General features: G+C 39.7%; 17 protein-coding genes and 1 other RNA gene. 10 read left to right on the top strand and 8 right to left on the bottom strand.

The features are described 5' to 3' along the window. Nucleotides 1-27 precede the first annotated feature (27 nt). Complete coding sequence (locus MKX55_RS17500) at nucleotides 28-1,344, bottom strand: aspartate aminotransferase family protein (protein WP_339233732.1); 1,317 nt, start codon at nucleotides 1,342-1,344, stop codon at nucleotides 28-30. A 370-nt stretch (nucleotides 1,345-1,714) separates the two neighbouring features. Continuing rightward, nucleotides 1,715-2,488 (bottom strand): class I SAM-dependent methyltransferase, encoded by a 774-nt coding sequence (locus MKX55_RS17495; RefSeq protein ID WP_339233730.1) that lies wholly within the window; start codon nucleotides 2,486-2,488, stop codon nucleotides 1,715-1,717. Between the two features lie 161 nt (nucleotides 2,489-2,649). On the opposite strand from MKX55_RS17495, the gene MKX55_RS17490 reads away from it, so the two are divergent. Beyond that, entirely contained in the window at nucleotides 2,650-3,060 is a 411-nt protein-coding gene (locus tag MKX55_RS17490; RefSeq protein ID WP_339233727.1) for a GNAT family N-acetyltransferase, read from the top strand. Between the two features lie 53 nt (nucleotides 3,061-3,113). Here the strand turns inward: MKX55_RS17490 and ptsP are convergent, their stop codons facing one another. Further along, a complete protein-coding gene (gene ptsP, locus MKX55_RS17485; protein WP_339233724.1) occupies nucleotides 3,114-4,829 on the bottom strand; it encodes a phosphoenolpyruvate--protein phosphotransferase in 1,716 nt (571 codons plus the stop codon). A gap of 123 nt (nucleotides 4,830-4,952) precedes the next feature. Continuing rightward, entirely contained in the window at nucleotides 4,953-5,861 is a 909-nt protein-coding gene (locus tag MKX55_RS17480) for an alpha/beta hydrolase (protein ID WP_339233722.1), read from the bottom strand. A 228-nt stretch (nucleotides 5,862-6,089) separates the two neighbouring features. Between MKX55_RS17480 and secG the strand changes: the two genes are divergently transcribed. The 5 genes from secG to ssrA all read left to right on the top strand — a co-directional run bounded on the left by secG (nucleotide 6,090) and on the right by ssrA (nucleotide 10,695). Continuing rightward, the gene (gene secG / locus MKX55_RS17475) at nucleotides 6,090-6,323 is read left to right on the top strand and encodes a preprotein translocase subunit SecG (RefSeq protein ID WP_042535818.1); all 234 of its coding nucleotides are present in this window, start codon (nucleotides 6,090-6,092) and stop codon (nucleotides 6,321-6,323) included. 149 nt (nucleotides 6,324-6,472) lie between these two features. After that, nucleotides 6,473-7,219: an alpha/beta fold hydrolase gene (locus MKX55_RS17470; protein ID WP_042535820.1), complete on the top strand. Its 747-nt coding sequence runs from the start codon at nucleotides 6,473-6,475 to the stop codon at nucleotides 7,217-7,219. A 41-nt stretch (nucleotides 7,220-7,260) separates the two neighbouring features. Further along, on the top strand, nucleotides 7,261-9,528 hold the full coding sequence (gene rnr, locus MKX55_RS17465; protein ID WP_339233720.1) for a ribonuclease R: 2,268 nt from the start codon (nucleotides 7,261-7,263) through the stop codon (nucleotides 9,526-9,528). A 183-nt stretch (nucleotides 9,529-9,711) separates the two neighbouring features. Next, nucleotides 9,712-10,179, top strand: coding sequence for an SsrA-binding protein SmpB (smpB, locus tag MKX55_RS17460; RefSeq protein ID WP_040978930.1), 468 nt, complete (start codon nucleotides 9,712-9,714; stop codon nucleotides 10,177-10,179). Between the two features lie 152 nt (nucleotides 10,180-10,331). Further along, nucleotides 10,332-10,695: a transfer-messenger RNA gene (gene ssrA / locus MKX55_RS17455) on the top strand. A 497-nt stretch (nucleotides 10,696-11,192) separates the two neighbouring features. Here ssrA and MKX55_RS17450 read toward each other — a convergent pair. Then, a complete protein-coding gene (locus tag MKX55_RS17450; protein ID WP_339233715.1) occupies nucleotides 11,193-12,554 on the bottom strand; it encodes a PQQ-dependent sugar dehydrogenase in 1,362 nt (453 codons plus the stop codon). 896 nt (nucleotides 12,555-13,450) lie between these two features. Beyond that, complete coding sequence (locus MKX55_RS17445) at nucleotides 13,451-13,594, bottom strand: hypothetical protein (protein ID WP_339238613.1); 144 nt, start codon at nucleotides 13,592-13,594, stop codon at nucleotides 13,451-13,453. Between MKX55_RS17445 and MKX55_RS17440 the strand changes: the two genes are divergently transcribed. After that, nucleotides 13,556-13,882 (top strand): helix-turn-helix transcriptional regulator, encoded by a 327-nt coding sequence (locus MKX55_RS17440; RefSeq protein ID WP_339238559.1) that lies wholly within the window; start codon nucleotides 13,556-13,558, stop codon nucleotides 13,880-13,882. The genes MKX55_RS17445 and MKX55_RS17440 overlap by 39 nt on opposite strands. A gap of 306 nt (nucleotides 13,883-14,188) precedes the next feature. Here MKX55_RS17440 and MKX55_RS17435 read toward each other — a convergent pair whose 3' ends face one another. Both MKX55_RS17435 and MKX55_RS17430 read right to left on the bottom strand, forming a co-directional pair. Next, nucleotides 14,189-15,502 (bottom strand): LLM class flavin-dependent oxidoreductase, encoded by a 1,314-nt coding sequence (locus MKX55_RS17435; RefSeq protein WP_339238557.1) that lies wholly within the window; start codon nucleotides 15,500-15,502, stop codon nucleotides 14,189-14,191. Between the two features lie 225 nt (nucleotides 15,503-15,727). Then, a complete protein-coding gene (locus MKX55_RS17430; RefSeq protein WP_339233713.1) occupies nucleotides 15,728-16,657 on the bottom strand; it encodes a DUF3592 domain-containing protein in 930 nt (309 codons plus the stop codon). A gap of 299 nt (nucleotides 16,658-16,956) precedes the next feature. On the opposite strand from MKX55_RS17430, the gene MKX55_RS17425 reads away from it, so the two are divergent. The 3 genes from MKX55_RS17425 (at nucleotide 16,957) to MKX55_RS17415 (ending at nucleotide 19,973) form a co-directional block, all read left to right on the top strand. Continuing rightward, nucleotides 16,957-17,610, top strand: a complete 654-nt coding sequence (locus MKX55_RS17425) for a GntR family transcriptional regulator (protein ID WP_339233711.1) — start codon at nucleotides 16,957-16,959, stop codon at nucleotides 17,608-17,610. 310 nt (nucleotides 17,611-17,920) lie between these two features. Continuing rightward, complete coding sequence (locus MKX55_RS17420) at nucleotides 17,921-19,039, top strand: zinc-binding dehydrogenase (RefSeq protein WP_339233708.1); 1,119 nt, start codon at nucleotides 17,921-17,923, stop codon at nucleotides 19,037-19,039. A 100-nt stretch (nucleotides 19,040-19,139) separates the two neighbouring features. Next, on the top strand, nucleotides 19,140-19,973 hold the full coding sequence (locus MKX55_RS17415; protein WP_193063509.1) for an N-acyl homoserine lactonase family protein: 834 nt from the start codon (nucleotides 19,140-19,142) through the stop codon (nucleotides 19,971-19,973). The last annotated feature ends 43 nt before the right edge of the window (nucleotides 19,974-20,016 follow it).

Raw genomic sequence — 20,016 nt, 5'->3', positions numbered from 1 at the left:
GGTCTACCTCCTTATGAAAACGTGAGCTTATTTTTCGTTTTGAACAGCAGTCAATGCCTCTTCAAGTACTTTTATTCCTTCATCTACTTGTGCTTTTGTTACCGTTAATGGAGGAATCATCCGGATAATTTCACCGGCATTTCCGCATAAATAGAAGAGAACACCTTTCTCTAGACAGCTGTTTAATACATTCATCACAGCTTCCCCGTCAGGTTCACCGGTTTCTGCATCTTTTAGCGCAATTCCAATCATTAATCCAACACCGCGGACATCATGAATAATTGAAAATTTATCTTTTAACTGCATCAGCTGATTAAGGGCGTAATCCCCGACAGTACGTGCATTTTCAAGAAGTTTTTCTTCCTTGATGACTTCAATGGATGCCCGTGCTGCTGCGCAGGCGATAGGGTTTCCGCCGAAAGTCGTTGCGTGGGATCCCATTGGCCATTGGTCCATTAATTCCTTGGAAGCAATTGTCACGCCAAGCGGCATCCCTGCTGCAATTCCTTTTGCAACAGCCATGATATCTGGTGTCACGTCAAAGGTTTGAGCTGCAAACCAGTTTCCTGTCCTGCCAAACCCGGTCTGTACTTCATCAAAAATTAATAAAATCCCATGCCGGTCACAAATCTCCCGCATTTTCTTCAGCCATGATTTAGGCGGGATAACATAGCCGCCTTCACCTAACACAGGCTCTACGATCATACAGGCAACTTCTTCCGGGTCGACCTGATGGCGGAATAAATTCGCAGCTTCTTTTTCAAGCTTTTCTGCAAAAAATATCTCTGGATCTTCCCCGGCCGGACAGTCCTCCGAATGTGCGTAAGGAAGCTGATAAGTTAACCAGGAAGGCTGAAGATGTTTTCTATATTTACTTTTAGAAGTAGAAACACTGAGTGAACCGATGGTCCGTCCGTGGAATCCGCCTGTAAAAGAAATTACATAAGGACGGTTAGATACATGCTTTGCTAGTTTTAGGGCTCCTTCAATTGCTTCCGTGCCGCTATTTCCAAAAAAGAAGTTATCCAGCTTGGGCGGAAGTATTTCCTGGAGCTCTTCTGCCAGCTTTAAAATAGATTCATAGATAATCACGCCGGACGGTCCATGAATCAAATGATCCGCGCTGTCTTTGATAGCCTGCACGACTTTGGGGTGACGGTGTCCAACATTTTCAACAGCAATTCCCGAAGTGAAATCTAAGTATTTTTTGCCGTCTGTCCCATAGTAATAACAGCCCTCTGCCTTTACAACAGGTAAATTTGGATGGTCTTTTGCCATACTCGGAGCAAGGAAATTTCCAATCGAATCAACTAAATGCTCCCAATCTTCTTGCTTTCTTTCCATTTTAAATCCTCCATTTCATTACATTGCGATAAAACAAAACTTCATTCAGTGGGAGTTAGCGCCCGTTATCTCCCGCCTAAATAAATTTATTTTCGCTCTTTATTTTGAGGCGGGAGTTTTACGGGCGGTTCTCCGTGATAAAACAATTATTGCATAAGATGTATGATAAATATACATTATTATAAAAGACATAAAATATAATTTATCTAAGCTGTTTATAGTTATTCTAAAGGTTAGATGAAAAATAGCTTCGTTTAATTATAATACGTATTGTATAAATATACAATACGTATTTAATGGTTTTTTGAATGTGAATAAAGGGGATATTATATCGGCATTCGAGTAATAGAGGTTCAACGATTCAGTATAGTTATTTCACTGCTTTAATCAATGTCCATCTGTCTTTTTCAACAACTTCTTCCATATCATCTCCAATCGAATAATCGATATAATCGCTTAAATACTGCAGCTCCTCATCTGATAATTCATGTAAAATACTTCGTCCCGTTCTGGATTGAATATCAGCGAGAAGTGCTTGTTTGTTTGGATATGTTTTTCTAATCTCCCAGAGGCGATGCGCTGTTATCTCTTTAAAACCAGCCTTCTGAAGACTTATTTTTATATCATCACTGGAGTATCTCCGTTTCTTTTCAAATTCTCTTAATCTCGGAAAAGCTTCAAAAAAGTATCCGCGGATGTGCTCTTTACTCCCTTCCAGTAAACAATCGTCCAATGTCCGGTCTTGAATAAGATAATAGCCATTGCTGTTTAATACCCTGTATGCTTCTGCAAATACGGAATCAAGTTTTTTAAGATGATGGACCAATGCTCTGCTTAGTACCAAATCAACACTTTCCGATTCCAGGCCGGTTTTGTCTGCCAGCCCAAGCAGAAAAGAAATATTCGGGTACTTGCTGCAGTCTTTCTTCGCACCCTCTAATATTGGCTTGGAAGAATCGATGGCTAGGATAGATGGTATCCCGATAGCAGCTAAAGCTCTTGAATAAATTCCGCCTCCGCAGCCTATGTCCGCAGCATGGTGAATGGATGGAATATCAATGAGTTCTCTGATTTTTTCTTTCCACGCTGCATCCGCGTCCCGGCCAGTATAGCTGTACATATTATCTTTACTGTGAAAATCCAAAGCGTTCCCTCCTTGAATGGTGTTGTTATCATCCATTATAGTCTTCTTTGCTATCTGTGGATAATCGTGTTTTTTAATCAAAGGAGATAAGAAAATATGATAGGAAATAGACTTAGATGGTAAAATAGAAGAAATAAATAGGATGAAAAGGATGGGAATCAATGAATGAACGTTATCAGGTCAATCATCAAACACCAGCAGTCGAAGCATTTAATGAGCTTCGTGTCGAGGCTGGATTAAGCAATAAAGAAAAAGCGGCGATTGAAATTGGGCTTCCTAATACGTTATTTGCTGTATCCATCTATGACGGTGATACGTTGATCGGGATGGGCAGAGTAGTGGGAGATGGGGGAATTGTTTTTCACGTAGTAGATATCGTGGTCAAACCAAGCTATCAGGGACAAGGGCTTGGAAAGGTCATTATGCAGGAGATTATGGCTTATTTAGATAACCATACCTACAAAGGCTCTTATGTCAGCTTGATTGCAGATATTCCCGCTGATAAATTATATGAACAGTTCGGCTTTCGTCATACAGCCCCGAATTCTGCGGGAATGGCGCGGATGTATTAATAAAAAACCCTGATTATTGTTGCGCAAACAATAATCAGGGTTTTTCGGTATACTTATTTATTAATCGTCTTCTCCGCTAATGCAACTACTTCTTCTGCAGTACTTAGGGAAAGGAATTCATCTTTAAGTGCTGCAAGCTCTTTTTTGTTCAAGCTAAGAATCTGAGTTCTTGCCGGTAAGATAGAAGTTGCGCTCATGCTGAATTCATCCAGTCCAAGAGCAAGAAGCAATGGAATAGCAGTAGAATCTCCTGCCATTTCACCGCACATGCCTGCCCATTTGCCTTCTGCGTGAGCAGCTTCGATGACATTGTTTACCAGATTCAGGATAGCTGGGTGATATGGCTGATACAGATAAGAAACCTGTTCATTCATACGGTCAGCAGCCATCGTATATTGGATTAAGTCATTTGTTCCGATACTGAAGAAATCGACTTCCTTCGCAAATTGTTTTGCAATCACAGCAGTAGATGGAATTTCTACCATGATTCCTACTTCAATGTTGTCGGAAACTTTAACGCCATCTTTTTTAAGATTGTCTGTTTCTTCTAGCAATAACGCTTTTGCCTGACGGAATTCTTCCAATGTAGCAATCATCGGGAACATGATTTTCAGGTTGCCGTAAGCACTCGCACGCAGTAATGCACGTAATTGCGGGCGGAAGACATGTTCATTCTCCAGACAGAAACGAATCGCACGGAATCCTAAGAACGGATTCATCTCATGCGGCATATCTAAGTAGCTGATCTCCTTATCGCCGCCGACATCAAGTGTTCTGACAACAACAGGCTTGTCTCCCATTTTTTCTAATACGGCTTTGTATGCTTCAAATTGTACATCTTCGGAAGGCAATTCAGAGTTACCCATATAAAGGAATTCGGTACGGTAAAGTCCAACGCCCTCGCCGCCATTATTAAGAACACCTTCTACATCATTCGGTGTACCGATGTTTGCAGCAAGCTCAACTTGTTCACCGTCTGCAGAGAAAGTAGGCTCATCCTTTAATTTTGCCCATTCTTCCTGCTGCTTAGCAAATGCAGCTTGTTTCGCTTCATATACTTTAATCTCTTCTTCTGTCGGATTGATGATAACTGTACCTTCAATGCCATCGACAATAATCTGGTCGTCCTTTTTCACAGCGCCGGTAATTTCTTTTGTACCTACCACAGCAGGAATTTCTAAGGAGCGGGCCATGATAGCAGAGTGAGAAGTTCTGCCGCCGATATCAGTTGCAAACCCTTTTACAAATTCACGGTTTAACTGAGCGGTATCAGATGGTGTTAAATCTCTTGCGATAACAATCACTTGCTCATCGATTAAAGCAGGGTCCGGGAAGGTAACCTGAAGCAGGTGAGACATGACACGTTTGGTTACATCATGGATATCTGCTGCACGTTCGCGCATATATTCGTTATCCATGGCTTTAAACATTTCGATAAACATCGTAGCAACTTCGTCCAGAGCAGCTTCTGCATTTACTTTATCATCGTTGATTTTATCTTTAATCGGATTAATCAGCTCTGGATCTCCTAATACAAGCAAATGTGCAGAGAAAATTTCTGCATGCTCTTCCCCGAGTTCGTTTAATGTATGTGCTTTGATTTTTTCCAGTTCCTGTCTAGAAACTTCTAATGCGCTTTCAAGACGCTCAATCTCTTGTCCTGGATTATCAATAGACGTTTTTTCAAAATTTAAATCCGGGTCTTTCAGTTCGTATACTTTCGCAATGGCAATTCCACTAGATGCAGCAATTCCATTCAATTTTTTCATTATGAGAGCATCCTTTCTTTAATAAAACTATCTTATTAATTATAACATATCTATACTAAATTAGCGTGGGCTGAGGTGCAAGTTTAAAGGGTTTTCTTCAATTGTTAAAATCAATATAATCCGTTATTTTTTACCAGCATTCTTCAGCCAATCTCCGATAAACGCATATACCTCTTCCCGGCAGGTGTCATTTAATAATTCATGCTTTCCACCCTCGTAAACCTGAACGACAATATTCTCCAGGCCATTTTTTTGAAAGAGAGAAGTTGTTTTCCATACTCCTTTTCCATATTGACCAATAGGATCCTCGTCACCGCTGATAAGGAGAAGCGGAAGATTTTTACGTATGTTTTGATTGAGGCTTTGCTTTCTGGTCTGATAGATACCTTCCAATAAATCATAGAAGAAACGGGCTGTCGGAATAAAGCCGGTATAGGAATCTGCTTCATACGCGTCTGCATATGTTTTTTCTCTTGTAAGCCATTCATGTTTATAATGCTTATCCTGTTTTATACCATTCCCTAAAACAAGCTGATTCATGAAAGGGGAAGGTTTCCTTGACGGCAGGAGGGATGCTGCTGCTTTTCCTGCGGTGGCGAGAAGTCTGGAATAATGTCCTGTACCGGTTAATATTAATCCATCCATTTCATTACTATAATGCTGAATAAAATTTCGCATTAAAAAAGAACCCATGCTATGCCCCAAGAAGTAATAGGGAAGATGAGAAAAAGCTTTTTTTCCATATTGCATGATTTCATACAAATCTGTTACGACGCGCTGAAAACCATTTTTCTCTGTAAAGTATCCTTGTATTCCTAAATCACCTGTTTTCCCATGTCCGCGATGATCATTGCCAATCACGATGTAACCTAAAGAAGTGCAGTAGGAAGCGAAATCATGATAGCGTTCAATATGTTCCACCATACCGTGGGCAATCTGCAGGATGCCAATAGGTCTTCTTTCCGGAAGCCATTGTTTGATATAGATGCGGGTTCCGTCAGACACTGTCAGCCAATCTGTTTTCATCTCCATGTTTTCTTCCCCCTTGGTATCATTAATAACGATGCTTTTTTATTTACGCGGGACTGCTACATTTATTATACGTTGAAGACGGGTTGTTGGACAAATTCAAAAAAGGGATGAATCACGAGGGGGGTATAGTAAATAAGTATTTCACAAATCAATCTTGCACAACAAATTCAAAGTATGATAAAGTATAAGATAGGGATTGTCGGAACATAGGAGGAGTATGAAAACATGTTGTTAACTGTGGTTAATGTGATATTAGTAATTGACGTTATCGTGATGATTGCACTTGTCTTATTGCAGTCTGGAAAAAGCGCTGGTCTTTCAGGAGCGATTTCCGGCGGTGCAGAGCAGTTATTTGGAAAACAGAAAGCACGCGGAATTGACCTGGTGCTACATCGTATGACAATTGTTACAGCGGTGCTGTTCTTTTTATTAGCTTTCTTGGCAGCGTACGTATTACAATAAATGATATTCCTTATCACAGTGGTGTGGTAAGGTTTTTTTATTTTCGCTTTTCATAATACAGGGTATACTAGAAATGAATTGGGAAAAATGATTTCCCGCAGTTTAACGGACAGTTTTATTTTTCAGGAAGATGAAAGGAATGGATGATTGTGAAAATAAAGTTACCACAGCCGTTTACATTTGAAGCAGGAGAGCGTGCTGTATTATTACTGCATGGATTTACCGGGCACTCTGCAGACGTCCGCATGCTTGGACGGTTTCTGGAAAAGAAAGGCTACACAAGCCATGCACCGATTTATCGCGGACATGGACTGCCGCCGGAGGAATTGATCAAAAGTAATCCGGACCAATGGTGGGCAGATGTGAAAGCTGCTTTTAACCATCTGAAGGACCTTGGATATCAGGAAATTGCAGTTGCCGGTCTGTCTCTTGGAGGTGTACTAGGTTTAAAACTTGCCTATTCGGAGAAAATTAAAGGTATGGTATCCATGTGTGCTCCGATGTTTTTTGATAATGAGGAAGAACTGACCAAAGGATTCCGGGAATTCTCCAAAGAGTTTAAACAGCTGGAACAAAAGGACGAAGCGGTTATAAAAGAAGAAGTCGATACCATCATGGATAATTCCAAGAACCTCTTTATTGGTGTCAGGGACACAGTGAAGGAAGTAAAATCAAATATTGATATGATTTACACACCTACCTTAGTCGTACAGGCTGAAAAAGATCAAATGATTAATACAGACAGTGCGAATTATATTTATGACAATGTCGAATCCACACAAAAAGAAATCAAATGGTATGCTAATTCAGGCCACGTGATTACGATGGATAAAGAAAAAGATCAGCTTCACGAAGATATTTATGCGTTTTTAGAGAGTCTGGATTGGGAAGTATAAAGTAGAAAGATGGAAAGATAAACAGAAAGAAGGTGAACGTTATGAAAGAACGCATTTTAGATTATATTAAAGAGAACAGCACGAAACCCTTGTCTGTCCAAGAATTAGAAGAGGCTCTTGCGCTGGAAAATGCAGAAGAATTTAAAGAGCTGGTGGTTTCTTTAAATGAACTCGAATTAGAGGGAGACCTTGTCCGTACCAGAAAAAATCGATTTGGACTGCCGGATAAAATGAATTTGGTCAAAGGAACTCTCCAAATGCATGCCAAGGGCTTTGCTTTTCTGATTCCGGAAGATGAGAACCAAACAGATGTGTATATCCATGCAAATGATATGGGCTCTGCCATGAATAAGGATAAAGTGCTCGTCCGCCTGGAAAAAAAGGATACGGAGGACACGCGCCCGGAAGGAAAGGTTATTCGTATTCTGGAACGTGCAGTTGTCACCGTAGTCGGTACATTTGAAGATAACCGTTCCTTTGGATTTGTTATCGCGGATGACAAGCGGATTCCAAATGATATTTTTATTTCTAAAGGACATACGCATGGAGCGATTGACGGTCATAAAGTACTCGCCCGCATCACTAAATATCCGGAGGGAAGAAAAAGTGCAGAAGGAGAAATTATCCAGATTCTTGGTCATAAAAATGATCCGGGAATTGATATTCTCTCCATTATTTATAAGCATGGAATCCCGATTGATTTTCCGGAAGAGGTTATCGAGCAGGCGAATAAAGTTCCCGAAGAAATTGACCCGGATGATATCCAAGGGAGAAAGGATCTGCGCGATGAGGTCGTTGTTACGATTGACGGTGCTGATGCCAAGGACTTAGATGATGCGGTAAGCGTCAAACGTCTTGAGAATGGAAATTACCAGCTTGGAGTCTATATTGCTGATGTCAGTCATTATGTAGAAGAAGGTACGCCGCTGGATAAGGAAGCCTTTGAGCGGGGGACAAGTGTTTATTTAGTTGACCGCGTGATTCCGATGATTCCTCACCGCTTATCAAACGGGATATGCTCGCTTAACCCTCATGTGGACAGACTGACACTTGGCTGTCAGATGGAAATCAATACGAGCGGACAAGTCGTTAACCATGAAATTTTCCAAAGTGTCATTAATTCAAATGAACGAATGACTTACACCGATGTAAACAAAATTTTAGTCGACAAGGATGAAGAGCTGCGCCAAAAATATGAGCCACTTGTTCCAATGTTTGAGAATATGGAAAAGCTGGCAGCTATTTTACGCGGAAAACGCTTTGGCCGCGGCGCCATTGACTTTGATTTTAAAGAAGCCAAGGTGCTTGTTGATGAAAAAGGCCATCCGACCGATGTGGTTATTCGTGAACGCTCTGTCGGAGAAAAATTAATTGAAGAATTTATGCTGGCAGCGAATGAAACAATTGCGGAGCATTTTCATTGGATGGATGTCCCATTTATCCACCGTATCCATGAGGAACCGGATGAAGGGAAGCTTGAGAAATTCTATGAATTCTTAGCTGGTCTGGGCATTTCTGTCAAAGGAACGGCCAACGAAGTTCATCCACAGCAGCTGCAAAAAGTGCTGGAATCGATCAAAGATGACCCGGAGGAAATGATTGTATCTAAATTAATGCTGCGTTCGATGCAGCAGGCAAAATATTCTCCGCAAAGCGTGGGTCACTTTGGCCTGGCAACGGATTTTTATACCCATTTCACGTCGCCAATCCGCCGTTACCCAGATTTGATTGTGCACCGGTTAATCCGCACTTATTTGATTGAGAAGAAAATCGATAAGAAAACGATGATGCACTGGAAGGACAGAATGCCGGAAATCGCCCGCCATACTTCCGAAATGGAACGCCGGGCAGTCGATGCAGAGCGTGATACCGATAATATGAAGAAAGCGGAATTTATGAAGGATAAAATCGGCGAAGAATTTACTGGTATTATCAGCTCGGTAACGAATTTTGGCATGTTTGTGGAACTGGAAAATACGGTAGAAGGACTGGTTCATGTCAGCTATTTGACAGATGATTATTATCATTATGATGAACGCAGTCAGGCGATGATCGGCGAGCGGACGGCCAAAGTATTCCGCGTTGGCGATGAGGTCGATATTAAAGTGGCTGATGTAAACTTAGAAGAATACACGGTCGACTTCGAATTGACATCCTTAGGTTCTCCGCGCCGGAAGGAAAGAAAGCAGAAGCCCGCAGGAAGAGTTATCCAATCTCCTGGAAAGAACAACGAAAAATCCAAAAGTAAGCCAAAGGGCAAAGGCAAAGCAAAACCCAAAAACAAGAAAAAGAATAAACCGAAACGATAGAATCTCTTTCAGGAGATTTTATCGTTTTTTTCGCACAGCGATAGAAACGTTTTAATTATGTGAAAGCTTTGAGATAAGGCGTATTTTTTGGTAAACTATAATGAGGATTCATTCATGGAGAAATGGATTACTTTATGGATGAATAAGAACTTTTCAAAGTTCGATGGAAGAGGATGATTTCAAATGCCAAAAGGAAATGGAAAAACCATTGCACAAAATAAAAAAGCTTCCCATGATTATTTTATTGAAGAAACCTACGAAGCAGGCATTGTCCTGCAGGGGACAGAAATCAAGTCTATTCGGAATGGCAGAGTAAATATTAAGGACGCCCATGCGCGAATCGACAGAAAAGGGGAAGTGCAATTAGTGAACCTGCATATTGCCGAATATGAGCAGGGGAACCGGTATAATCACGACCCGACCCGTTCAAGAAAGCTGCTGCTTCACCGGAAGGAAATTGATAAATTAATCGGCTTAACCCAGCAGCAGGGCTATGCATTAGTTCCATTAAAGATTTATATTAAAAATGGCTATGCAAAAGTATTAATTGGTCTTGGAAGAGGGAAAAAGAAATACGACAAGCGTGAAGACTTGAAACGCAAACAAATGAAACGGGATGTGGACAGGGCCATTAAAGATCATATGCGGTAATCCGGAGCATACTTGACAATTAGGTATGGTTTGTTATAATGAAAGGTACCCTATTCGTGGTATGCTGTGAAGAAAACAGCTGATATCAGGATAGCAGGGTACAGTTGAATAATTTAAGTTTGCTTAATTATTCCCTGTGTTTTTTATGATACGGGGACGTTACGGATTCGACAGGGATAGATTGAGCTCAAGTTGCACGTCGAGGTTACGGCTCGTAAAACGTTACGCCTAAATATAACTGGCAAAGAAAACAATCAACCTGTTTTAGCAGCTGCGTAAGTAGCCTAAAACGATCCTTCCTGCCATCGCCCGTGTGGCAGATTGAAGGGTCTCAAATGAAGCGGGCTATACTGCTATCCACCGTCTGAGGATGGGCAGAAGAACTGAATCAGACTAGCTCCATGGAAGCCTGTTGGCAGGCCGACATGTGAGCGAATGATAATATACCAACTAAGCGTGTAGATACTTGAGTGGCGATATCTCTGGACGAGGGTTCGACTCCCTCCGTCTCCATTTTAGTTTTATCAAACAATTTCATGAAGTTTCAATGAGTGTCAAAAACCTTGGTGTGATAGGGTTTTTGACACTTTTTTTATTTCATTGAATTTAAACGTAACGTGGTCAACGTAGTTAAATACAGCGATAAGGAATTTTCCGTACATCGGGGCACCCCTCATAAACCAACAATTTAAATCCATTTTTCGGATCTCCACAGTCGTGAAATTTTTTCACTTCTTTTGAAGCGAGTGGACGAATCCTAGAACGATGCTTTTTCTCAAAACAATCCCAATGACCATGATGGTCAAAAAGTATACGCTTTAAAATATTAGTCTCCATATTAAAAAATACCATGAACACGGGGGCCATGGTATTTCTAATTTTTATGCTTTCTTATTTTTCAAAAAAGAAACAGGCATTCATGGATTCCCATGAATGCCTGTTTCTTTAATATTGTCAAGCGCCTTAAGTTAATGACATTGACATAGGGTCGGGTGCTTTTAGAGAATAATAAATTATTCCGCGTCATCGTCTTCATCAGTATCAACATCGTCTTCTTCTGTGCCTTCACCTGCAGCAGTAATCTTATAAATCAGACCGCCATCAGTGATTGCAACAAGCGCGCCATCCTCAGTCACAAGAATATCACGGAAACGTTCGCCTTCTTCCGTTAATAGACGTTCTTCTCCAACGATGAGGTCATTTTCAATAACGAGACGTACAATATAGTTCGGCGCTAAACCACCGATGAACATGTTGTTCTCCCATTCAGGAATTGCATCGTTATCATAGAATGACATACCACTTGGTGCACTTGTTGGATCCCAATAATATACTGGCTCAACAAAGCCATGTGCGTCGTGTTCTGAAATACCATCATTGATTAATTCACCAGTGTACTCGATACCATAAGAAACAATTGGCCATCCATAGTTAGAACCTGGTTCAATAATATTCAGTTCATCCCCAGCTTGTGGACCGAATTCAACTATCCATAGGTCTCCTGTTTCAGGATGGAAGTCAACACCTTGAATATTACGGTGACCGTAGCTGTAAATACCATCTAGTGCGTCTTCATCTTCAATAAATGGATTCGTATCTACTGCTTCTCCATCTTGTGTAATGTGAATTACTTTACCTAAATAAGCATCTAGGTCTTGTGCACGTTCGCGAATTGGATCATCAGACCGCTCACCAGTTGTTAAGAATAGGTTGTCATCATCATCAAAGATAATACGTCCACCATAGTGTAAGTCACCATCATATGCTGGTACTGCTTGGAAAATTATTTCAAAATCTTCAAGTGAGGCTTCATCTTCTGATAAAACACCTTTACCGACAGCAGTTACAGTACCATCTTCAATATCTTGAGCAAACGTCATAAATACTAATCTTGATTCGTCAAAATCAGGTGCAATGGTTACATCAAGTAAACCACCTTGACCTTCGTTATTTACTTCTGGTGTACCTTCGACTGGATCTGAAACAGAGCCATCTTCAAGGTTTATAATAAGAAGTTCTGCTGAATCTCTTTGCGTAACAAGTAAGCGGTTTGTATCAAACTCTTCCATACCCCAAGACACGTCAAGGCCCTCAACAACAACTTCCACATCAAATTCTGCTTCAGTCTCTACTTCAGGTGCTCTTGTTTGTTCTGGAAATGCTGGTTCAAACTCAGTAACTTGTGGTTCAGATTCTGCGTCTGTATCTGTATCTGCACTTTCATCAGCGTCCTCGTCAGCACTTTCCTCTGTTGCAGTATCCGAGTCATCAGTGGATTCTTCGTCTGAAGTATCACCATTGCCACATGCAGCCAAAGCCAATAAAAAGATCAGCATTGTAAAGAACATTAATCTTGACCACGAAACTTTCATCATTGTTTTTCCTCCCCATTTTAAAAATATTAAACTGAATATATATTAAAGTTCAGTCTCCCGAAACTCAGTATCAAAAATTGGTTAAGACTTTCATAACATCACTAAATAATGAAATTCGTTTGAAAATAATGTTATCACAATTATCTATTATATTTCAAATAATTTGAATTTTTTAATTGTAATTATTGCAATTTTAGTGTCGCTTATACTTATGAATTACATATCTTATGAGTCAGAGGGCGGTTTTTCGGAAGAACCTCATATTTATATTTTTATCTTGCCCTTATTTATTGTGTTAATAATTGGTTGGAAAGAAAATAATAATAATAGACAAAATGGAATAGCGAATAGAGAGCAATGAGATTAACTCTTATTACAAAAAAGATTTTTGGTGAGCTGTTGCCAAATCATAGAGAACAGCGTATCAGCCTTCGTAATCTTTATATACGTGGCGGGTGGGGAAGTATTTGATGACCTGCTATTCTATTGACGGAAAAAACATCTTATTACATATTAATAAACAGGTGGAAAAAAGTCATAAATTAAGCGGTTGGGAAGGAGCTCACGGTTCGGAGCTCAAGATTAACCTATAATTATAGGTAAAGGTAAGGACGTGATGCACTACATATGCTTGTGTGGTGAATTTAATTAGCCAAGCTTGTATAGATATACGGATACTACACTCATTTATATGAGGAGATATTAAAGATATTCGTTCTCAATAAAAACAAAAGACATATTGTACTTTTGTTTTTTATTTTTTGCTCAGGGAGAACTATAGCCGTTGCTATCCTCTTTATATGAGAAAACAAGCCCTTCCCCAAGTTGAAGGGCTTCTCAATTAAATTTCTTGTTTTTCAATGTTGTTAAACTCTGAAGTGTCGCGTATCGACCAATTAATCATTCCCGGTCCAGCCATAAGGCTCAGAGTAGATGATTTTCTTTTTGGGAATATTTTCAAAATATTCATTAGCCTCTTTTTGAGAGTTAGCAACCACCGTATGCTGTACCCCGTCTGTATAAATATCGAATGCTTTCATTTTAAATTCCCTCCATTATTTTTTCTCATGTTTAAAAACCAGTATTATCAATCAATCTATCTATATATTAAACAACCAATAATAACAAGAAATAATGTAAAGTTAACAAGAATATCCTTCCCAAAATACTCGCAGCAAGAATTAGCAAAAGAGATTGGCGTTTCCCGTCAGACGATGAACCTTATTGAAACAGAAAAATATAATCCTTTCATTAAGATTTGTCTTCTATTATGTAAGGCATTGGGTGCGAACCTGGATGATTTGTTCTGGTATGAAAATATGAAGTAAGGGAGTGATATGATGAACAATATCTCCATCACGAATGTTGTAATCGTTGTAGTTATTTTGGCTGTGGGGTTGTTGTTTTATAAATAGAAGGAAAAGAGAGGAGATTATCCCAATACTGATAACGATGATAAGCTTAAACTAAATATAAGAACAGAGCGTGGAGTATATAAAGAGGAAGACAAGCACAGTGTATCTGCCCATATCCCCCCCTTTATTCCAATCTATTTATAAATCTGCTTTGCTTCTTCATTCATTAAACGCGTAAAAACGCAGCGTTACAAATGAAGTATCGAACTTCGTCTATCCTTATCTGGCAACCCCTGTCATAGAACAGTGTCTTGGAATACGCAGCCCAAGATTTTCACGCAATGTATTTGCTTCATAGTTCTTTCGGAAAAGGCCCCGTTCCTGCAGAATAGGCATAACTTCATCAATAAAGTCTCCCAGATAACTTGGCAAATTAGCAATAATGATAAACCCATCAGTCGCACGTGATTCTAACCATTCTTCCATCAGGTCCGCTACTTTTTCAGGCGTTCCCATAAAAAGCGGCCGGGGTGTTGCTTCACGTAAAGCTACTTCACGCAGCGTAAGGCTTTCTTCGATTGCCTCCTGCTTGATGCGGTCTGTATCACTTCTAAAACTGTTTTTCCCTAAATCTCCGACATCAGGGAAGAGTTCGTCTAGCGGATATGTTGAAAAATCATGAAATTCAAACAGTCTGCTGAGAAATGCCAGTGCCTGGTCTATCTCTACTAAACGAGCGAGTTCTTGATATTTTGCCTCAGCTTCCTCATCTGTTTTGCTGATAATAGGTGAGATTCCTTGCATGATAAACACATCTTCTGGATTTCTTCCATATTGTTTGACGTGCTGTTTCAAATCATGGTAATAGTTTTGAGCTTTTGTTATAGATGGGATGATTGCAAATACGGTATCCGCTTTTTTCGCTGCTAAATCCTTCCCGTCGGCAGAAGAGCCTGCCTGAAAAATCACTGGTTCACCTTGTTTAGAGCGGCCGATATTCAACGGTCCTTTAACCGAGAAAAACTCTCCAGCATGGTTTAATTCATGCATTTTTTCCTTATTCATAAATATTCCTGTTTCTTTATCCCTTATAAACGCGTCATCTTCCCAGCTTTTCCATAACCCTTGCATCACATCGATATATTCTGATGCCTTTCTATAACGCTCTGTATGATCAGGATGATCTTTTACCTCTTGGCTAAAATTCAAGGCTGTTTTTTCAAGGCCTGATGTGACCACATTCCAGCCCGCTCTGCCACCGCTGATCATATCCAGAGAGGCAAACTGACGTGCCGCTGAAAAAGGCTCACTATAGGTCGTTGATAATGTGCCAACCAATCCAATATGTGAGGTAACAGCTGCCAGCGCAGATAAAATCGTAAGCGGCTCGAAACGATTCAAATAATGTGGATTAGAATGCTCATTAATGTGTAACGCATCCGCAATAAAAACAAAATCAAATTTTCCTTCTTCAGCCTTTTGCGCCTGTTCTATATAAAATTTAAGATTGACACTTGCATCTGACGGTATTTCAGGATGTCTCCAATCAGACATTTTTTCTCCTACACCATGAATCATCGTCCCCATTTTCATTTGTCGTTGCACTTATCTTCTCCCCTTCCATTTATTTGTGACGTGATTCACAAATAAATACGAATTTATTGATATAAGCGTAAATAGATTAAAACAACTGTCCTGGCAGTTGAGTATGGATAGGATACGCTTTATTATACAATAAAAAAATCAAAGGGAGAAGTATTTGCAGAAAGACTTGATAAAGCTGGCTAACCAGCCTTGTCAAGTCATTCCATGCAAGTCTCAAATCGTATTATGAAGCGCAGTATCCTTCTCTTGCTGCCGTTTTTTCTTTTTACGCCATCCTCTAATCATGGCAAATACGGAAACTAAATAAAAGCCGATAAAAAAAGTATATAAATTCAAAAAGGCAGGCCAGATTTCGTTGGCACTTTTCGTAGCGATAAAGGTATCATCTGCGTTATTATTACGATAAATCAGTGGAATACTTTCACCCAAATCATATTTATTATATGTCGTACTGGTGACTGCTTTTTTGGTTATGTAATCGTTCCCTTCTTGATCTTGAAAATGAAGGAATAGCTCATATGTTGTGTAAGAAGCGCCTCTTTGTGATCGTGTTTCATTATAGTCTCCGCCTAAAACAGTCGCTGTTACTTCTGTTTGATTCCATGGATTTATTTTATGAAAAATGTTTGTTGTTATTAGTGCGATGAGAATTAACCCTGTCAGAAGATAGAGCCCTAAAAGCGTTAAAAGGCTTGTCATAAATATTTTTTGCACGATATTTTTATAGGACAGCTTATTTTTAATAAATGTTGTATTTTTCAGTAAGCCAGCACCAAAGATGAACACAACTAGATATAAAGCAATAAGAATCGGTATTCCTAATAGTTTTTCAAACTGAATGTCTTTTTCTGTTACAAAAGTGTCTTCTGTTTTCATGTATCCAGAAATCGTATCTCCTGCTTCAATCGATTCAAATTGCTCTTTAGATACGGTGCTTGGCCGATCTGAATTGGAGACAAGGATTTCATAACGCGGGTATAAATACAATCCTTTTTTGCTGTATTTTAATTCAATCGTTTCTTCCACTGGTTCATCTTTAATAGTGCTGCTGAAATCGATATACAGCCATGTAAAACCGATTGTTATGAAAAGAAATGTGATCAAAACAAAAATACTTTTAGAATTAGTTGGTATTTCGCCCATAATTCCACCTCGCTTTCTATAGCTATAATAACGTTCTAATGATAACATAAATTTCCTTGGGATTTGGGAAAGTGTGGGAATTTTTCGTTGAGTATTATTGGAGATTAAGATGCTCTGTTAAGATTTTCTGATATGTACGAGAACGAAGATTTCACAGTGGAAAACTTAATCGTTGTTTCATTTCTTTTATTTAATTTTAGTTTAGTAAATTTTTAAAAAAGTAAAATCTTTTATTTAGATTCTTCATTTGCTATAATATGTGGATACAATATTCAAAATGGAGAATAGGAGATAAGCTTATGCCTGATCATATAAATTTAGAAATCGGTGATAGAGAAATGCTGCATAATCGTGTATGCAGTGTGTTACGGCAAGCAATCCTTAAAGGAGACTTTAAACCGGGAGAACGTTTGGTGCAAACCGAGCTTGCTTCACTTATTGGGGTAAGTCGTATGCCAATTAGAGAGGCGCTTCGAACACTAGAGCTGGAGGGACTTATTACCATGGAGCCGCATAAGGGAGCGGTCGTCCGGGAGATAAAGAAAGCAGATATTCAAGAGATATATGAATTACGCTCCGTTCTAGAAGCGTTGGCATTAAAGAAAAGTATGGAGCATTTTACCCAAGCAGATCTGAAAACCTTATCGGAATTTCATCAATCGATGCTGAATACTGCATCCAATGAAGCCTATGTCGAAAATAATGCGAAATTTCATAAAGTGTTGATCAGCCGTTGTGACAGCTCCCGCTTAGTAAGCTTTATTGATACCATTTCCATGGGCTTTGCATTGGATACGCCGCAAATCATTCCCGGTCAAATTCAAAAATCAAATAAAGAACATGCGACGATTTTAGAAGCAATTGAAAACAGAGATGCTGAAAAGGCTTCGGACGCACTTGCAAAGCACATTCAACGGACTGGGGAAGAGCTGCTTGCTATATTGGAGAAATAAAATAACAACATTTATAAAAAGCATGAAATCAGAGCCATTAATAGATTCAAAGAGTGGAGAATATCAGAGAGGATAAACTTCACTCTTTTTTGTATTCAAAGAGAACCGTTTGCCATAGAGTAAAATAAAACAAAAAATTCAAAAGATAGTTTACAAATCAAATAATATATCATAGAATTTAATTGTATCCAAAGTTACAATATCCAAAAAGTTTTGTTCTTTTTTAAATGAAAGCGCTTCAATCAATGGAATACCTGTTTTATTAGCAGTTATGAAGTAAATTCATCTATTACAAAGGAGGATATGAATAATGGGACAGGAATCGGAGGAGCAATACGGAAGAGTAGCTGTGATGGAAGAGCCGGAAAAGTTAAGCTATCAGGAATATAAGCTTCCAAAGGTAGAGAAAGGAGCGGTTTTATTAAAGGTACGGCGGTCCAATATCTGTGGTTCTGAATTGCATATATGGAAAGGGCTGCATCCGACGAAGAAACGGGGCGTGCTCGGACATGAAATGGTTGGGGAAGTATATGCGCTTGGAGAAGGCGTGGAAACAGATTATGCAGGCAGTCCCGTAAAAATAGGTGACCGTATTGTTTCCGCCTATTATATTACGTGCCAAAAATGCGCTGCTTGCCGGGAGGGACACTTTCATTTATGTGAGCATGCCTATGATTTCTGGAATATGCAGCCAGAGGCAATGCCGCATTTCCATGGTACATTCGCGTCCCATTATTATATTCATCCGAATCAGTATTTTTATAAAGTCCCTGACGATGTATCCGATGCCGCAGCTGCAAGTGCCAACTGTGCCTTATCGCAGGTTTATTTTGGGTTAGACAAGTCTGGTGTTTCCTTTAATCAATCGATTGTCATTCAAGGGGCTGGAGGACTTGGTTTAAATGCGGCAGCTGTTGCAAAAGAACGGGGAGCAACAGTGATTGTGATAGATGGAGTAGAGAGCAGATTACAGCAGGCAAAGAAATTTGGAGCGGATTATACAATAAATATAAATGACTATGAGACGGTGGAAGACCGAACGAATGCTATTTTAGATTTAACCAATGGAATAGGAGCTGATGTTGCTTTAGAAGTCGCCGGCGTTCCTGCCGCCTTTGCAGAAGGTATCCACTTTATCAGACCAGGAGGTAAATATGTCACGATTGGAAATATAACACCTGGAAAGCTGGTCGAGTTTGATCCAGGTCTGCTAACCAGAAAATCGATTCAGATTATCCCTGTTGTCAGGTATAACCCTTGGTATTTAAGTAAGGCTCTGCTATTTCTTTCACAGACAAAGGATATATATCCTTTTGATGAATTGCTGGATGCCGCGTTTACATTAGAAGATATCAAAACGGCATTGGATAAATCGGCAGCAAGAGAGGTAACGAGAGGAACCATTATTATGGGTGGTGATAGCGGCTAAATATAAATGTACTGCTGGGTTATGAGTCTGGATTTTGGTTTTAACAGTCAACAGAATCAGGTGAGAAATAAAAATCTATTTAACACATGGAGGGTGACTTATGAGTAAACCAAAGTTATTTGTTTTGGACACAGGCACCATGAAAATGGATAAAAATTATATGATTGCCATGCACAATCCGGCAAGTGTGGATAATCCCAGTCCGCCAGCCGAGTTTGTGGAATTTCCAGTATATGCAGTGTTAATTGATCATCCGGAAGGTAAAATCCTGTTTGACACGGGATGTAATCCGGACGGTATGGGAGAAGAGGGTCGCTGGCCGGAGGGCGTGCAAAAAATGTTTCCGTCCTTTCAGGATGAATCCTGCTATTTAATCAACCGGTTAGAACAATTGAACACCCGACCGGAGGATATTAAATATGTAGTTGCTTCGCATTTACATTTAGACCATGCAGGGTGTTTGGAATTATTTACAAATGCAACCATTATCGTCCATGACACAGAGCTCTCGAAAACCATGAAGCAGTATGCGATGACCAAAGACATGGGAGCTTACATTTGGGCAGATATCAATGCCTGGATTACCAATGATTTAAAATGGAAAACGGTTATGCCGAATGAAGATGAACTGGAGCTGGCGAAAGGGGTTAAAATTCTGAACTTTGGTCCCGGACATGCATGGGGCTTGCTTGGCCTGCATGTAGAATTACCGGGTGAGGGAGGAATTATTTTAGCTTCCGATGCAGTCTATACCTCGGAAAGCTTTGGTCCTCCTGTAAAGCCGCCAGGAATTATTTATGATTCAGTCGGATATTTAAATGCGGTAGAAAAAATTAGAAAATATGCGGAAAGGACAAATTCTCAGGTCTGGTTTGGGCATGATGCCAAGCAATTTAGGGAGTTTGTAAAATCGACAGAAGGATTTTATGAGTAATCGATAATCGGAATAAACAAGCCTTATGACCTGTATGCAGCAA

Source organism: Oceanobacillus sp. FSL W7-1281 (assembly GCF_037969835.1).
In the GTDB taxonomy this organism is placed as follows: Bacteria; Bacillota; Bacilli; order Bacillales; family Amphibacillaceae; genus Oceanobacillus; species Oceanobacillus oncorhynchi.
Note: the sequence above shows the minus strand (reverse complement) of the source record. Positions and strands in the feature narration are given on the sequence as shown.

Bases quoted from the DNA above. Each gene is read 5' to 3' on its own strand.
- MKX55_RS17440 (WP_339238559.1), top strand. From the start codon at position 13,556: ATGCTGTACCCCGTCTGTATAAATATCGAATGCTTTCATTTTAAATTC.
- MKX55_RS17420 (WP_339233708.1), top strand. From the start codon at position 17,921: ATGGGACAGGAATCGGAGGAGCAATACGGAAGAGTAGCTGTGATGGAA.
- ptsP (WP_339233724.1), bottom strand. From the start codon at position 4,829: ATGAAAAAATTGAATGGAATTGCTGCATCTAGTGGAATTGCCATTGCG.
- MKX55_RS17480 (WP_339233722.1), bottom strand. From the start codon at position 5,861: ATGGAGATGAAAACAGATTGGCTGACAGTGTCTGACGGAACCCGCATC.
- MKX55_RS17445 (WP_339238613.1), bottom strand. From the start codon at position 13,594: ATGAAAGCATTCGATATTTATACAGACGGGGTACAGCATACGGTGGTT.
- MKX55_RS17430 (WP_339233713.1), bottom strand. From the start codon at position 16,657: ATGGGCGAAATACCAACTAATTCTAAAAGTATTTTTGTTTTGATCACA.
- MKX55_RS17435 (WP_339238557.1), bottom strand. From the start codon at position 15,502: ATGAAAATGGGGACGATGATTCATGGTGTAGGAGAAAAAATGTCTGAT.
- MKX55_RS17415 (WP_193063509.1), top strand. From the start codon at position 19,140: ATGAGTAAACCAAAGTTATTTGTTTTGGACACAGGCACCATGAAAATG.
- MKX55_RS17450 (WP_339233715.1), bottom strand. From the start codon at position 12,554: ATGATGAAAGTTTCGTGGTCAAGATTAATGTTCTTTACAATGCTGATC.
- MKX55_RS17490 (WP_339233727.1), top strand. From the start codon at position 2,650: ATGAATGAACGTTATCAGGTCAATCATCAAACACCAGCAGTCGAAGCA.
- MKX55_RS17425 (WP_339233711.1), top strand. From the start codon at position 16,957: ATGCCTGATCATATAAATTTAGAAATCGGTGATAGAGAAATGCTGCAT.
- smpB (WP_040978930.1), top strand. From the start codon at position 9,712: ATGCCAAAAGGAAATGGAAAAACCATTGCACAAAATAAAAAAGCTTCC.
- rnr (WP_339233720.1), top strand. From the start codon at position 7,261: ATGAAAGAACGCATTTTAGATTATATTAAAGAGAACAGCACGAAACCC.
- MKX55_RS17500 (WP_339233732.1), bottom strand. From the start codon at position 1,344: ATGGAAAGAAAGCAAGAAGATTGGGAGCATTTAGTTGATTCGATTGGA.